Annotated in this window: 8 protein-coding genes; 6 read left to right on the forward strand and 2 right to left on the reverse strand. The window is 57.7% G+C overall.

All coding sequences use genetic code 11. The features are described from left to right. Positions 1 to 61: 61 nt before the first annotated feature. A complete protein-coding gene (locus BQ5361_RS04295; protein ID WP_035473875.1) occupies positions 62 to 2,920 on the reverse strand; it encodes a PD-(D/E)XK nuclease family protein in 2,859 nt (952 codons plus the stop codon). Between the two features lie 132 nt (positions 2,921 to 3,052). Here BQ5361_RS04295 and BQ5361_RS04300 point away from each other — a divergent pair, with 132 nt between their 5' ends. After that, a complete protein-coding gene (locus BQ5361_RS04300; protein ID WP_035473878.1) occupies positions 3,053 to 6,229 on the forward strand; it encodes a UvrD-helicase domain-containing protein in 3,177 nt (1,058 codons plus the stop codon). Here the strand turns inward: BQ5361_RS04300 and BQ5361_RS04305 are convergent. After that, positions 6,219 to 8,273 (reverse strand): alpha-amylase family glycosyl hydrolase, encoded by a 2,055-nt coding sequence (locus BQ5361_RS04305; protein ID WP_081976861.1) that lies wholly within the window; start codon positions 8,271 to 8,273, stop codon positions 6,219 to 6,221. The genes BQ5361_RS04300 and BQ5361_RS04305 overlap by 11 nt on opposite strands. A 139-nt stretch (positions 8,274 to 8,412) precedes the next feature. On the opposite strand from BQ5361_RS04305, the gene BQ5361_RS04310 reads away from it, so the two are divergent. The 5 genes from BQ5361_RS04310 to BQ5361_RS04330 all read left to right on the forward strand — a co-directional run bounded on the left by BQ5361_RS04310 (position 8,413) and on the right by BQ5361_RS04330 (position 15,937). Next, complete coding sequence (locus tag BQ5361_RS04310; protein ID WP_022063619.1) at positions 8,413 to 10,089, forward strand: peptide MFS transporter; 1,677 nt, start codon at positions 8,413 to 8,415, stop codon at positions 10,087 to 10,089. A gap of 120 nt (positions 10,090 to 10,209) precedes the next feature. Then, entirely contained in the window at positions 10,210 to 11,061 is an 852-nt protein-coding gene (locus BQ5361_RS04315) for an MBL fold metallo-hydrolase (RefSeq protein ID WP_035473882.1), read from the forward strand. Between the two features lie 10 nt (positions 11,062 to 11,071). Next, positions 11,072 to 13,219 carry a B12-binding domain-containing radical SAM protein gene (locus BQ5361_RS04320; RefSeq protein ID WP_035473884.1) on the forward strand — a complete coding sequence of 716 codons (2,148 nt, stop codon included), beginning with the start codon at positions 11,072 to 11,074 and terminating at the stop codon, positions 13,217 to 13,219. Positions 13,220 to 13,275: 56 nt separating this feature from the next. Further along, positions 13,276 to 14,100 carry an SDR family oxidoreductase gene (locus BQ5361_RS04325; RefSeq protein ID WP_022063622.1) on the forward strand — a complete coding sequence of 275 codons (825 nt, stop codon included), beginning with the start codon at positions 13,276 to 13,278 and terminating at the stop codon, positions 14,098 to 14,100. Positions 14,101 to 14,179: 79 nt separating this feature from the next. Continuing rightward, the gene (locus BQ5361_RS04330; RefSeq protein WP_035473887.1) at positions 14,180 to 15,937 is read left to right on the forward strand and encodes a S41 family peptidase; all 1,758 of its coding nucleotides are present in this window, start codon (positions 14,180 to 14,182) and stop codon (positions 15,935 to 15,937) included. Positions 15,938 to 16,111 lie beyond the last annotated feature (174 nt).

The following is a 16,111-nucleotide window of genomic DNA, read 5'->3' on the forward strand; positions in this document are numbered from 1 at the left end:
ACGGACAATAACCAATTTCAGGTACGGCCCGCTATCGAAATCCACATTTCCGGGTATCCGGTCAGCGGCGGCATACGGGTGCGAAGTCGCAGAAGGTACACGGCCTGGTATCCCCGCACTGGCGGAACGGCACCGACGCATCGAACATTTCCGTCAGCAATCCGTCGAGATACGCCTCGAACTCCTCCCTGTAAGGCCCGTAACCGGTAATGCTCCGACCGTCCTTCAGGTTGAGCAGCGGCGAGTAGTCCGGCCGGTTCATCAACCGTACATAATAGAGCGACGGGCAGACATCCGTCCCCTCCATTTCACCTGCCTCCTGCATACGGGTGACCATCATGGAGTAAAGCAGCGTTTGGAGTACTGCCGGGTTCCTCTCGCCGGACTCCTTCCCGAACAGCGCCGCTACACCGGCAAAATCCGTATGAGGCGCTCCCGTTTTGTAGTCCACTATTCGAATGCGTCCGCCTGCTATTCGGTCCACACGGTCGGCAAGCCCGCTGAAGGTCACCGCATGTTTTCCTTTCGGGCCGAACGCGAACGGCGCCGTCAGCCGTTGTTCGAGAGCCGCCACGGTAAAATCCCGCAACCGGCTGTCGAACGGCAGCAGGTTGCCGTTCACGTAACGGATGACGATATCATGCACCAGCAACAGATTGCCTTCGTATTCGCTGCGGTTTGTCTCCCCTCCGTGGAAATAGACTTCGGAAATAGCCCGTTCGACGGTATCGGCGACAGCATCCGACCCTATCAGCTTTCCGATAGTCTGTTCCGGTGCAGGGACGTCTATCAACGGTGTGTAAAGCAGCTCCATGGTCTTGTGGAGAATGGTGCCGAACATCGGCATATCCACCTCCTCCACCACTTCGTCTTCCGGTTTCAGTCCTGCCACATACCGGAAATAGAACTTCAGCGGACACTCCAGATAGGTATTCAGTGCCGTGGGAGAAAGGGTCTCGCCCCCGCTACCGAGATATCGTTCCAACCGGCGGACCACCGCTTCGTCTTTCGCCACGACAATCGGTTCGGGGACCGCGATACCGACATCCAACCCTATCTCCCTGTGCCGTACCGTATGGGGGGATTCGTATTCCAACTGATAGATATATCGGCTCGGTTCGCCCGTACTGTTCTCGTCGGTGCGGGAGCTGTAAACCATATCCGCCCGCTCGGCCCGCTGCAGAAGCCGGTAGAAATAGTAGGCATATACCCCATCGTGATGCTGAGGAGTGGGCAGTCCGTAACCGAGCCGCAGATTATAGGGGATGAAAGACGACGAAGCCGCCGGATTGCCGGGAAAGTTGTCGTCGTTCATCGACAGCAGCAGGACATTGCGGAAATCGAGGTTTCGCGTTTCGAGTATCCCCATCACCTGGATGCCCCGAAGCGGTTCGCCTTCGTAAGGTACCCGGAGATTCTGGAGCATGCGCCGGGCGAGCGACGCGAACACCGGCACATCCATCTCCACGCCGCACCCTTCCAGCGAATTGGCAAGCCGGCGCAGCGTATCCGAAATGATGCCGACATATTCGTACCGCAGCCGGGCTTCCTCATCCTCCCCGTTCCCGGCAACGGCGGAGAGCACCTCCATCACCCATTCGGCCACCTCACGCCACTCCCCGTGTTCGGTGAAAACGGTCTCCAGCAACGCCCCCTGTCGGAGATCGGCCGCCTTGACGTAAATATGCGAACGCGCAACGATTTCACTGTTAAGCCGACCGGCCTGCTCCGGTTCGAGCTCCACGACAAAGGGATGAGACAGAATACCCGTCACATCGGCATGATAAAAAGCCGATGTCCCGCCCTTGCGCCTGGCATGTGTCTGAAGCCGCAGCAGGCGTTCCACGAAACTGTACGCAAGGGTCTGCCGCAGCGGATAGCCCATCGTCACGTTGATTTCGCCCGCTTCCGGAGGAATCGCGTAAAGCAACGGCAGCAACAGGCTCTCGTCGGTCAGAACGATGGCCGTCTCCTTCCCTGCATACCCCTGACGGGCGATGACGTCACGCAGAAAGTCCGCCGCATATTTGCATTGGAGCGCCCCCGACGGGACGGAAACGGCCGTCACCTCCTTCGGCTGCACGAAGTTATCCGTACGGTTCACGAACCCCGCCACCTGTCCGTAACGGGCGATATTCTCCCGCACGAAAAGCCCGGCTTCCTGATGCCGGTCCTGCATATAATAGTCGTCGCAGTCCCAAAAGAACCGCGCATCGCATACATTACGCAAATGGTCGAAAAGTACCTTTTCGCACTCCGAGAGCGCATTGAAACCCACGACGGCCACGGGACGGCCATCGTCCGCCGACACCTCGCCGCTCCGCAGCCGCTCCGCAGCCCGGCGGTGCATCATCCCCGTATAAGCGAGCCCCAGCTCCGCCAGGCGCTCCCGGAACTCGTGGTATATCGTCCGCAGACTGCGCCAGATACTCAGGAAATCGCGTTTCTCGTCGGAATACCCCTCCTCCGCGCCGAACGCCTCCCAGAAACGGCGCACCACAGCCCGCTGCTGCTCGTTGAAATAACTGAGGTCGCCGTCCATATCCTTCAGGTCGCGCAGGTTGGAGAAGAGCATGTCGGCATCCACCCTGTACTTGTCGATTTGGTCGAAGTCGTTAAGCAGCACCTCTCCCCAGAAATAGAACGAATCGAAGCCCTCCTTGTGATAGCGCGAATAGACTTTGTAAAGCTCCGCCACGGCACGCACCCGTTCCACCGGTGCGTACCCCGCCAGACTGCGCATCACCTCGTCCACCGTAGTGTAACGGGGCTGCCATACGGGTCTCCGGATAAGACGCCCCAGTTCGTCGAGGAAAAAGAGCCTCGAACGGGTATTGGGCAGCAATATCCGGACGGAGGATATATCTTCGCCGAATTCGTCGTAAAGCGAACGGGCCACATTGCCGAGAAAAGTTTCCATAACCGTATTCCGGGAAGAACCCCTGCGGGCGTTCCGGCACGCCAAGTTAGCGCTTTTCCGCCGAAAAATCCAACCGAAGGCCGAGTTCCGGCCATTATTCACTACTTTTATCGTGGCAATAATATATCAGCAATGGGCAACGTCAAAATAGTCAGTGCATCGGCCGGTTCGGGCAAGACCTACAACCTCGCATACGAATACGTGCGGAATGTCGTCGCCGAACCGCCGCTTTACCGCCACATCCTCGCTGTCACGTTCACCAACAAGGCGACGGAAGAGATGAAGCGACGTATCCTGTCGAAAATCAACGACCTCGCCTGCGGCGATGAAAAGGAATACATGCCCATGCTGCAGCGGGAGCTCGGCCTCCCGGCAGCCGATATCCGGGCACGGGCGGCCACGGTACGGAGCCTGATACTGCACGACTACGGCCACTTCGCCGTCCTGACCATCGACAAATTCTTCCAGCGCATCATCCGTTCCTTCATCCGGGAACTCGGCATCGACCTCAACTTCAACCTCGAACTTCCGGTGGAAACCCTGCTCGGCAGTGCGGCGGACAGAATGATAGAGGAGATAACATCCGACGATACGCTGCGGGAGTGGATAACCGCTTTCGTGAACGACCGGATAGAGGACGGCCGGAAATGGGACATCCGCGGAGAACTGCTGAACCTCGGCGGAGAACTCTTCAAGGAGGAGTACAAACGCGGACGCAACGGCTGGGACAAAGGCAAGGAGGCACTCGGCAAAATCGTCGCCGAAGCGACGGCACAGGCCGCACGGGCAAAACATGCCATCATGGCCCCTGCCCGCCGGATACTCGACCTGGCAGCCGAAAACGGCCTCGACATAAGCGACTTCAGCAACGGTCGGATGGGTCCTGCCGGATACGCCGCCAAGATAGCCGGCGGAGAGATAGCCCCTTACGGCAAACGGGTGACGGACACCATCGCCAACGGCCGGTGGTGCACGGCCAAATCGCCCAAAAAGACACAGATTGAAGCGATAGCACCGCAGCTCACCGAACTGCTTGCTGAACTTGCCGAGGCTTACGACACCAACATCCGGCTTATCAACAGTGCCTCCCTGCTCAAAGAGAACTACCGCAACTTCGCACTGCTGGGCGACTTGCAGGCCAAGGTCGCCGAAGTGTCGAAAGAGGAGAACATCGTTCACATCTCCGAAATAAACGACATGCTGGCGAGGCTCATCTCCGGCAACGACACGCCGTTCGTCTTCGAGAAAGCGGGCACTTACTACTCGCACTTCATGATAGACGAGTTCCAAGACACTTCCGCCATGCAGTGGGAGAATTTCCTGCCGCTGCTGCGCAACGCCACGGCACAGTCCGAAACCACGCCCGTGATGCTCGTGGGAGATGTGAAGCAGTCCATCTACCGTTGGCGCGGGGGTGACTGGAGTATCCTCGCCCGCAGGGCCGAAGAGGCTTTTGACCACGTAGTCAAAACCTCGCTGCGCGAAAATCACCGCAGCCGCAGCGAAGTGGTACGTTTTATCAACGCAGCCGTATCGGCCTGTGCACGGTCGGAGAACGACCGGATAGATGCACTGCTCGACGATGCACACGCAGCCGGCCGTATCGGGACCGAACTGCGGGACGAGCTCCGCGGAACCGTGGCCGAAGCCTACGCCGATGCCGTGCAGGTGCCGGACGAGCGCAATACCGGCGGCTACGTGACCGTCACTTATTACGGCACAGAGAGGGAGACGACCGGCCCCCCGGTAGTGGAGACAGTGGAACGGCTGCAGGAACGCGGTTACGCAGCGGGGGACATTGCTATTCTCGTGCGGCGCAACTCGGAGGCGACACGCATCGCATCCATGCTGCTCGAACACAAGCGCACCCATCCGGAGTCGCCTTACCGATACGACGTCATCACACAGGACGCGCTGGTCATCGGCCGCTCCCCCGTCGTGAATTTCGTCATATCCTGCCTGCGGCTCGCCGGCAATCCGGAGGACTCCATTCACCGGGCCATTTACAACCGTTTCCTCGGCCGCGGATTCGGCGAACGGCTCACCCGAAACGATACGGAGTTTCTCCTCCGGCTGCGGCTGATGCCGCCCGAAGAGGCATTTGAAAACACGGTCATGCGTTACGGGCTCGGCTGCAGTGACGAAGATATCTCCTACCTGCAGGCCCTCCACGAACAGATAATCGCTTTCACGAAATCGAACGTGGCGGACATTCCCCTTTTTCTGTCGTGGTGGACAGAAAAAGGCAGTACCAAATCCATCCCGATGCCCTCCGGGGGAAACGCCATCACCATCGACACCATCCACCGCTCCAAAGGGCTCGGCTACAAGGCCGTCATCATTCCCTACTGCAATTGGTCCCTGACGACCAAGACCGGTACCGTCGTGTGGTCGGGGGCGGAAGAGGACTCCCCGCCAGCTGCCGTCGGACAGTTCCCCGTACACTATAAAAAGGCGATGGAAAACTCCCACTTCGCTGCCGACTACTACCGCGAATACGTCATGTCGCATGTGGACAATCTGAACCTCTTCTATGTAGCATTGACACGGGCCCGCGAAGAGCTCCACATCATGCTGCCCGTTCCGGGACGCACGGAGAGCGAACGCATCGGCACCCTGCTCGACAGCGTCATATCGCGCAGCGGCGGGGAGGCCCGCCTAGGCGATGCCTGCGGAAAGGTTGTCGAAGGAGAGGAGGGCTTCTCCATCCTGTTCGGAACCCCTTCCGGCCCCTCCGAAACGAAACCCGTACAACCGCCCGTACTCCCAGCTTACGGGACGACCGACATCTCCGGACGGCTGGCCGTCCGCTTCGATTCGCAACGCTATGCCGAAGAGGGAGTCGCGGATGACAGGCTGTCGCCGCGTAACTATGGCGTCCTGCTCCACCGATTATTCGAGCAGGCGGACAATACGGACGACATCCGCCGGGGCATCGAAGCGCTGGAGAACAACGGTTCCGTTTCGGCGAAAGAAGCTGCAACGCTTCGCTCGTCGCTCGACAAGGCCCTGGAAAACGATACGGTGAAAGCTTGGTTCAGTGGAGACTGGGAAACGGTTCGCAACGAGAACGACCTCCTCGTTCCCGGCGGCGGAGGCTACCGTCCCGACAGGGTGATGATAAAAGAGGGGCGTGCAGTGGTCGTAGACTACAAGTTCGGTCTGAAACGCCAGTCCCGCTACGGACGGCAGGTAGCACGTTACATGGAACTCCTCTTGCAGATGGGATACGCCGATGTATCCGGCTACATCTGGTATGTCGGCATCGGCGACATCGAACCGGTACAGCCCGGCTCCGCTATCGGATGATTTTATAGACGACTGCAGTACGGCATATATTATACACCTTAATATAATGCCGTGTAACTCCCTCGTCATCCGTCACCGGGAAGCTGAAATGGGCGACCGACCGGTCGTTGCGCCCCTGTCCTCCGTAACGCAGGTCGTCCGTAGAGAGAATGATTCGGTAACGCCCCGCCTCCGGCACAGGCACTATATAATCGGCAATGCTCAGCGAAGGGTGCCAATTGAATACGAACAGGACGCATCCATGGCTGAAAACCATCGTCTTCGCTGCCGTATCCATCAGGTGATTATACGCATATCCGCTGCGCATGATGCCGTTGCGTTCCACCATATCGAGCATGTCGCGGTCGAAAAGGCCGAGCTGCGCATAGCGCAGGCCGGCATCGTCGGCGAGCGACCACTGTCGCCGGGCATACCTGTAACTCCATCCGTTCCCCTCGCGCGGAAAATCTATCCACTCCGGATGGCCAAACTCGTTTCCCATGAAATTGAGATAAGCCTGTCCGCCCAGCGCAATCGTCACCAGGCGTATCATCTTATGAAGCGCAATTCCCCGTTCCACGACGATATTCCTGACGCCACACGCCATACCGGTATACATCTCCTTGTCCATCAAACGGAAAGCAATGGTCTGGTCTCCTACCATCGCCTGGTCGTGCGATTCGGCATACGCCACCGTCCGGACTACAGGCAGCCGGTCGGTCAGAATGTTCCAGATATCCCAGATATTCCAATCCTCGTCCGGCACATCCTTCAGCATCCGTATCCAGAAATCGGGAACCGCCATGCCAAGCCGGTAATCGAACCCCACCCCGCCGTCGCCGACCGGAATGCACATCCCCGGCATACCGCTCACATCCTCGGCTATCGTCACCGCCGACGGCCGCACCTCGTGGACGAGCGTATTGGCCAGAGTCAGATAAGTCAGGGCCGCACGGTTCACGTCGGGCCCGAAATATTTCCCGCGGCTGTCGAACTCCGTATAACCGTGATGGCGGTATATCATCGAAGTAACGCCGTCAAAACGGAAACCGTCGAAACGAAATTCGTCCAGCCAGTATTTGATGTTCGACAGCAAAAAATGCCTGACCTGCGGCTTGCCGTAATCGAACAGCTTGGAGTCCCAATAAGGTTGATATCCCTCCTCGCCGGACGGCGAGTATTGGCAGTCGGTACCGTCGAGCCCGTTCAGCCCCTCGTTCAGATTCTTGACGTAATGCGCATGTACCAAATCCATGACCACGGCCAGGTCGAGCGCATGGGCGCTTCGGATGAGAGCCTTGAGTTCCTCCGGCGTTCCGAAACGCGACGAAGGGGCGAAAAAACTCGATACGTGGTAACCGAAACTGCCGTAATAGGGATGTTCGGCCACTCCCATCAGCTGCACTGTATTGTATCCCGCCCTCTTGATGCGCGGCAACACGTCGCGGGCAAATTCGGCATAACTGCCGACCCGCTCCTGCTCGACCGCCATGCCTACATGGCTTTCGTAAATGTAAAGCGTAGGCAGATTGCCGATATCGAAACAGTCGCCCGTCCAATCGAACGGCTCCGGATTCCAGAACTGCGCCGTGAAATTCTTCGTCGCGTCGTCCTGCACCACGCGACGCGCATAGGCGGGAATACGCTCGTGCCAGCCGTTTTCGCCGTGCACGAGTATTTTGTACAGGGAGCCGTGTTTCAGACCCCTGCCCCAATCGCCGTCATAAAGGAAAATACTCCACACACCGTCGGCTCCCCTGGCCAGCGGCAGGCTGCGCCGCTCCCAACCGTTGAAGTCACCGAACAGAAACACCTCCCATGCCCCCGGCAGCCACTCGCGGAACCACCATCCGTGCGCCTCCTCGTCGCGCTGGAAACCGAAATACAGGTATCCATCGGCATAGTCGGCGATACTTTCCGACGCCTCTTCTATCTCCTTCAGGGCATCAAGGTACAGCTTCCGGCGATATTCCAATTCGCCTTCGACCGGTTCCAGCCACGGGTCGTCCTTTACTATCTTCAGTCTTTCCGCCATCTTTCGCGCACGCCGCATGAATCGGGCCATACGGCAAATAAAGTTAGGCTTTTTCCCTGTAATACGGGCGTTTTAACCTTTATTTTTAATATATTTGTCATCGCTTGACCAGAAAAGGAATAAAGGAAAATTCATTTACCATAATTAACTAATTCTAAATTAAAATCTTATGTTTAAAGGACATCCCAAAGGCTTGTACGCTTTGGCTTTGGCCAACACGGGCGAGCGTTTCGGCTACTACACGATGCTCGCCATTTTTGTGTTGTTCCTTCAGGCAAAGTTCGGCTTCACGGCGGCTCAGGCAGGCCAGTTCTACGGCTTCTTCCTGGCCGGTGTCTATTTCATGCCGCTCATCGGCGGTATCCTCGCCGATAAGTTCGGATACGGCAAGATGGTCACGCTCGGTATCGTGGTCATGTTCCTCGGCTACCTGCTCATGGCCGTCCCCGCATCGGGTTCCGTCGCCATGGTCTCGCTCATCGGAGCCCTCGTGCTGATATGCGTCGGCACGGGCCTTTTCAAGGGCAACCTGCAGGTAATGGTAGGTAACCTCTACGATGACCCGCGGTACAGCGCCAAACGCGACAGCGCGTTCAGTATCTTCTACATGGCCATCAACATCGGCGCCATGTACGCTCCCTCGGCGGCTACGGCCATCGCCAACTGGCAGCTGAAGAAAAACGGTTTCTTCTACGACGCCAACATACCCTCGCTGGCCAACGAATTCCTCAAGAATCCGGATACCGGAGGCGACGTGGCCTCCAAGCTGGAGACCCTCGCCGGCGCTCAGGGATGGACGGGCAGCATCGCCGATTTCGCAAGTTCCTACATCGACGCTCTGGCCGGTTCATACCACATGGGATTCGCGGTAGCCTGCTTCTCGCTCGTGGTTTCCATGGCCATCTACCTCGGTTTCAAGAAGACCTTCAAACATGCCGACGTAACCTCCAAGCAGCAGGCAGCACAGGCCGCCGCCCATGGAGAAAAGGTTGTAGAGCTGACCAAAGAACAGACCAAACAGCGTATCACTGCCCTCGTGCTCGTATTCGTGGTCGTTATCTTCTTCTGGATGTCTTTCCATCAGAACGGTCTTACACTCACCTGGTTCGCACGTGACTACACCGCCAATTCAGCCGAAGGTCTCACCCGGATAGGATTCAGCCTTCCCATGATGACCTGCATCGTCATCGCCATGTACAGTCTGTTCAGCATCTTCCAGTCCACCACGAAAAAGGCGAAATCCATCTCGGCCGGTATCTTCGCCCTAATGATTGTACTGTGCATCATCCTTTACATGAACCTCAATCCCAGTACACATATCGAGCCGCAGCTCTTCCAGCAGTTCAACCCCTTCTTCGTGGTACTGCTGACGCCCATCTCGGTAGCGCTCTTCGGAGCCCTCGCCAAGAAAGGCAAGGAACCTTCGACTCCGAAGAAAATCGGTATGGGTATGTTGATTGCGGCCTGCGGATTCCTCGTCATGGCACTCGCTTCGCGCGGCCTGGCCAATCCTACGCAAATCAACGGTACGAGCGACATTCTCGTATCGCCCAACTGGCTTATCTCCACATACCTTGTGCTGACGTTCGGCGAGCTGCTCCTCAGCCCGATGGGTATCTCGTTCGTATCGAAGGTGGCACCGCCCAAATACAAGGGTATGATGATGGGCTTCTGGTTCGCTGCTACGGCCGTTGGCAACTACCTGACCAGCGTCATCGCCAACATCTGGGAAAGCGGCATGCAGCTCTGGATGATTTGGGGCGTACTCATCGTGGTATGCGTCATCTCCGCCATCTTCATCTTCTCCATTCTTAAACGACTCGAAAAGGCTACCGCAGACTGCTAAGCCTTCGCCGTCACCATATCGAAAGGTCTCCGGATTCGGAGACCTTTTTATTTGCCGCGGCCCGAAAATTCGTTATTTTTGAAGAATCAAAACACGGATTACAACCAACGGAGGAGGAAGATGCTAAGACTGACGTTTCTCGGCACGGGTACGTCGCAGGGAGTGCCCATGATTGGATGCAACTGCGAAGTGTGCCGCTCGCACGACAGCCGCGACAAACGGCTGCGTTCATCGGTCATGATAGAACGTTTCGATTCGGCACCCGGAAAGCGACCGGCCGACGAACTGCCGCAGCAACCGGCCCATGCCATGTACCCCCGTCCTGTCGGCGCAGATGCCCGTATCGTCATCGACGCCGGCCCCGACTTTCGCTACCAGATGCTGCGCGAAGGAGTAAAGACACTGGACGCCATCCTGCTGACCCACGAACATAAGGACCACATCGCGGGCATAGACGACATCCGCGCCTTCAACTATTTCGAAGGGCGCGCGGTACCGATATACGCCACCGAACGGGTAGGCAGAGCAGTCCGCAAGGATTTCGACTACGCATTCGCCGAGAACCGCTACCCCGGCGCTCCGGAAATAGACCTGCGGACGATACGGCAAAACGAGCCTTTCGATGTAGCAGGATTTCACGTGATACCGATAAGCGGACGTCACTACCTGCTCCCCGTGACGGGCTACCGCATCGGGGCACTGGCCTACCTGACCGATTTCAACGGTATAGACGACAGGCAGCTCGACAAACTGTGGGGTGTGGACGTATTGGTCATCAATGCGCTGCGCTACGAAAAACACATTTCCCACTTCACGGTGGACGAAGCGGTGGAGATAAGCCGCCGGGTACACGCCCGCCGTACCTACCTCACACACATGTCGCACCAAATCGGACTCTATGCAGACAAGAAAGATACGCTTCCCGCAGGCGTAGAATTCGCCTGGGACGGCCTGCGTATAGAGATTGAATAATATCCGCACGATGGGTAAAATATTGCTTGTAACACCTCCTTTCCTGCAGCCCAATTCGCCCTATCCGGCAACGGCTTATCTGAAAAGTTATCTCGCCCGGCACGGACACCGTGCCGAACAGTACGACCTTTCGGTAGAACTGCTTGGAGACATATTCTCGAAGACATTTCTGGAAAGGGTATTCACGGCCTACGCGGAACACAAATCGGCCCGGGGAGAGGAGGCGCTCGGCGATGCGGCCGACGCTAATCTCGAACGTATCTATGCACTGCGCAGCCAATATACCGCTACGATAGAGGGCGTCATGGCCTTTCTCCGGGGGGAGGAGCCGACGCTCGCCACCGCTGTCTGCCGGGGCGACTTTCTGCCGCAGGCGGGGCGTTTCGAAACCATGTCCCCGCCGGAAGAGGAGTTCGGCTGGATGGGAATACAGGATTGCGCGAAATATATCTGCACGCTCTATCTGCAGGACATCAGCGATTTCATCCGGGCTACCGTCACACCGGCTTTCGAAATAGTCCGGTATGCCGAACACCTGTCGCTGTCGCTTGCCGAATTCTCCACCCTTGAAGCGGAACTCCTCCGCCCCATGAACATCATCGAGGAGCGGATGACGGAACTCCTGTTCGCTGCCATAGCAGAGCACCGCCCCGATTTCGTCGCTTTCACCGTCCCCTTTCCGGGCAACCTGCTCGCCGCCCTGCGCTGCGGGCAGCAGATAAAACTCCGTTATCCGGATATACGGGTCATCATGGGCGGCGGATACCCCACGACGGAACTGCGGCTGATGAGCGACCGCTCCGTTTTCGCCTATGTGGACTATATCGTACTCGACGACGGCGAGACGACACTCGCCCGCATTCTGGAAGAAAAGGAACCCACCGGAGCCATCACGGCGGAGGGATATCATACAGGGGCGGAACGGATAAGCCACCGGGAACGGGGATGTCCCGACTTCAGCGGACTGCCCTTGTCGAAATACTTCTCGCTCTGCGAGGTGACCAACCCGATGCACCGCCTCTGGAGCGACGGACGGTGGAACAAGATGATGCTCGCCCACGGATGTTACTGGGCCAAATGCGCCTTCTGCGATACGTCGCTCGACTACATAGGCCGGTACGACGCCGTAACGGCTGCTGAACTGGCGGATTGGATGGACACGGTAGCGGCCCAAACCGGTTCCCGCGGCTTCCATTTCGTAGACGAAGCCGCACCGCCGAGGCTGCTGCGCGACCTGTCGCTGGAACTGCTTCGGCGCGGCCGCCGCTACACATGGTGGACGAACATCCGTTTCGAGCGGGCCTTTACGGGCGACCTGTGCCGACTGATGGCCGCCGCCGGCTGCATTGCCGTATCGGGCGGGCTGGAGGTAGCCTCCGACCGGCTGCTCGAAATGATAGGGAAAGGCATCACCATCGAACAGGCTACCATCGCCATGCGCAACTTCTACGAAGCAGGGATTATGGTACACGCCTACCTCATGTACGGACTCCCGACGCAGACGCTCCAGGAGACGGTAGATGCCCTCGAAGTGGTACGGCAGCTCTTTCGTGCCGAACTGGTCGGCTCCGCTTTCTGGCATCGGTACGCCATGACCGTCCACAGCCCGTCGGGACAGAACCCGGAACGCTTCGGCGTCAGGCGCAAAGGCTCCGTTCCGAATCCTTTCGCCAACAACGAGGTCTTCTTCTCCGACAACCGCGGCTACGACATCGGCATGGTCGGCGACGCACTGCGACTGTCGCTGGCCAATTACATGGCGGGCAACGGCCTCGACCGTCCCGTTCACAAATGGTTCGCGGCGAAAGTTCCGCACACCACCGTCGAAGAGTCGCTGATAGCCGGTCACCTGATAAAGCCGGATGCGAGCCGGATTTTCGACGAACAGGCCCGCCTGGTATGGATAGGCGGAAGCATGGAACGTATCGAGGAGGGCATACGCGTGCGCAGCAACAGCGAAGAGAAGACGCTCCGGTTCAGCAGTACTGAGGCCGATTTCCTGCTTCATGTGGCCGGAATATGCGGCACGGCGGAGCCTCCCGTTCTCCTCGGCCGGATAAAAGGGCTTTATGCGGAGTACTCCCCCGAGCCCTTTGCCATCCTCTACCACTCGAAAAAATGGGACATTCTGCGGAGCTACGGCCTGCTACAGGTCTGACCGCATGACGGCCGACGGCACATATTATCAAAAACCATCAAAACGACCATACAGCTATGTCCGAAAAGGAATTTTTCAAAGGCAAGACCGTAGTGATAACAGGAGCTTCGTCGGGTATCGGCCGGGCGCTCGCCTATGAATTCGCCGCAAACGGCGCCAACGTCGTCATAGGGGCGCGGCACGACACGAAACTGGCCGAAATCGCCGGCGACCTGACGAACCGGGGGGCCGCAGTGGCCTGGTGTGCCGCCGATGTCACCCGCGAGGAGGATTGCCGCCGCCTGGTAGAAACGGCCGTCGCACGCTTCGGAGGTATCGACATCCTGGTATGCAACGCCGGCATCTCCATGCGGGCGCTCTTCGACAATGTGCAACTCGATGTGCTCCGCCGATTGATGGATGTCAATTTCTGGGGAACGGTCTACTGTACCAAATACGCCCTGCCCTACCTGCAGGCGGCCCGGGGAACGGTCGTCGGAGTATCTTCCGTGGCCGGACTGCACGGGCTGCCGGGACGTACCGGCTATTCGGCCTCCAAATACGCCATGACCGGATTCCTCGATACCGTGCGGATAGAGAACCGCCGCAAAGGGGTACACGTCATGGTGGCCTGCCCCGGATTCACGGCGACCAACGTGCGCTTCTCCGCCCTGACTGCCGACGGCACGGAACAGGGAGCCACACCGCGCAAAGAGGAGAAGATGATGACCGCCGAGGAAGTGGCGCACCGCATCGCCAAAGGAATCATGCGCCGCAAACGGCTCCTGCTAATGGAATTCGAAGGGCGTGCGACACACTTCATCAAAAAGTTTTCGCCTCGCTTTCTCGACATGATGTTCTATAAGGTAATGGCCCGCGAGCCCGACTCGCCGTTCAAATAGGCGTTCTCCAATTAGTTATTGTTTCCGAACCGGAAATACCCTATCTTGCTTGCCGAAACCCTTTAAAAGCGGTCTTGATATGAGACATTTCCTTTCGGAACTTTGCATTCTGTTTCTCTGCATGGGCATCGCTGCAGGTTGCGGTTCAGGCAACGGGCGGAACGACGCCCTTCCGACAACATGCAGCGGATTTAATGGCACGAAAGTCGATACACCGGCCGTCCGCAATCTGAATGTTCTGTGCCGGGTATGGGGCTATGCCAAATACCACCACCCTGCTTTCTACGGCACCAAGGGGCAGCTCGATGTCGACGCCGAGCTTCTGCGTCTCCTGCCGACTATCTGCAATGCGGACAAAACGGAACGGAACCGGCTGCTCGCCGAATGGATACACAGCCTTGGAGAGTTCACGGAGGCCCCCGAACGTTATGAATCGTACTGCGGCGAAGGATTCAGGCACGAAGCTGCCACAACGTGGACGGCCGATACGGCAGAGTTGGGCAGCGAATTGTCCGACCTGCTATGCCGCCTCCGGTTCGCCGACCGGCGCGGGTTCAATCGCTATGTCAAACCGCGACAGCCCGGAAGCTCCAGTCCGGACTTCTCCCGGGAGAACGGTTATCCGAACCTGACTTCTCCCGATACGGGTTACAGGTTGCTGGCACTTTTCCGCTATTGGAACGTCATCGAATACTTCTACCCCAACCGACACCTGACAGACAAGCAGTGGGACGAGGTACTGCCGGAATATATCCGCCGCTTCACGGAGTGCGGCCCCGAAGGTTACCACGCACAATTGGCGATGCTGATAACCGAGCTCCACGATTCGCATGCCATGCTCTACCCAGCCTTCCTCCCTGCCGAAGCTTTCATTCAGGTCAATGCGCAGTTTATCGGAGACCGGCTGATGGTCGTCCCCTCGCAGCCTGCGGATATACATACGCCTATTCCGGATGATATTCCGGCATGGCCTCCCCTGCGATTCGGCGACGAGATTCTTTCAGTAAACGGCAAAAGCATCGACAGCATCCGCAGCGATATCCGGAAATACGTGAGCTGCTCCAACGAAACAGCCGTAGGTTTTCGAACGACAGTCTATGCCTTTACTTCGACCGACGCTGATGAGTACGTCGTCGAATACCGGCGCGGCAACGCCACAGATACTGTACGGATAGCGACCCGTACAGACCGCAACGCAAGAGAATTCATCGATTTTCCCAAATATGCCGTTTCCGAAGAGGGCTGTATGCTCATCAACGACCGGATAGGATACATCGACGCCGCACAGTTCTCCAATGAGCAAGGCAGACGCATCATGAATGTACTGAAGAATACCGAAGCCATCATCATCGACCTCAGGCGCTACCCCTCCGACTTCATGATTTTCGCCTTCCTCGGTAAGTATTTCGCTCCCTATGCAATCAACCATGTAATATTCACGCACCCCGTTTACAGCCTGCCCGGCTGTTTCCGTGAAGACCGTCCCGCGATAGGTCACGATAATCCGGACTATTACCGGGGTGCTGTCATCGCCCTGGTTGACGGCAACACCATCAGTCAGGCGGAATATACCGCCATAACCGTACAGGCCCTTCCCCGCGGCCTAACGGTCGGTTCGACGACCTTGGGGGCAGACGGCAACATTGCCGAAATCCCGCTGCCCGGCGGTTACAAGACACTCATATCGAGCTTAGGAGTCTACTACCCCGACGGCAGCGAGACGCAACGCTGCGGGGTACGCATCGACCACTGGGCGGAACCCACCCCCGAAGGTCTCCTCGCCGGACGGGACGAAGTTCTCGAAGCTGCCATCCGCATCGCAGAATCCATGCAGTAAAATACGGCCCGCCGGGCGGAACCACGAAATTCCGTCCGACACATTTCGTCCCCTTCTCCACACTCTATCTTTCCACGCCCATCAATAATCACGGGAACATCTTTACGATGTTCCCGTTTAACGATTATCCGAAACGAGAACCCGGCCGGTCGGTCAATGGAAAAGTTTCACTGT

The organism is Tidjanibacter massiliensis (assembly GCF_900104605.1).
Classification (GTDB): Bacteria; Bacteroidota; Bacteroidia; order Bacteroidales; family Rikenellaceae; genus Tidjanibacter; species Tidjanibacter inops.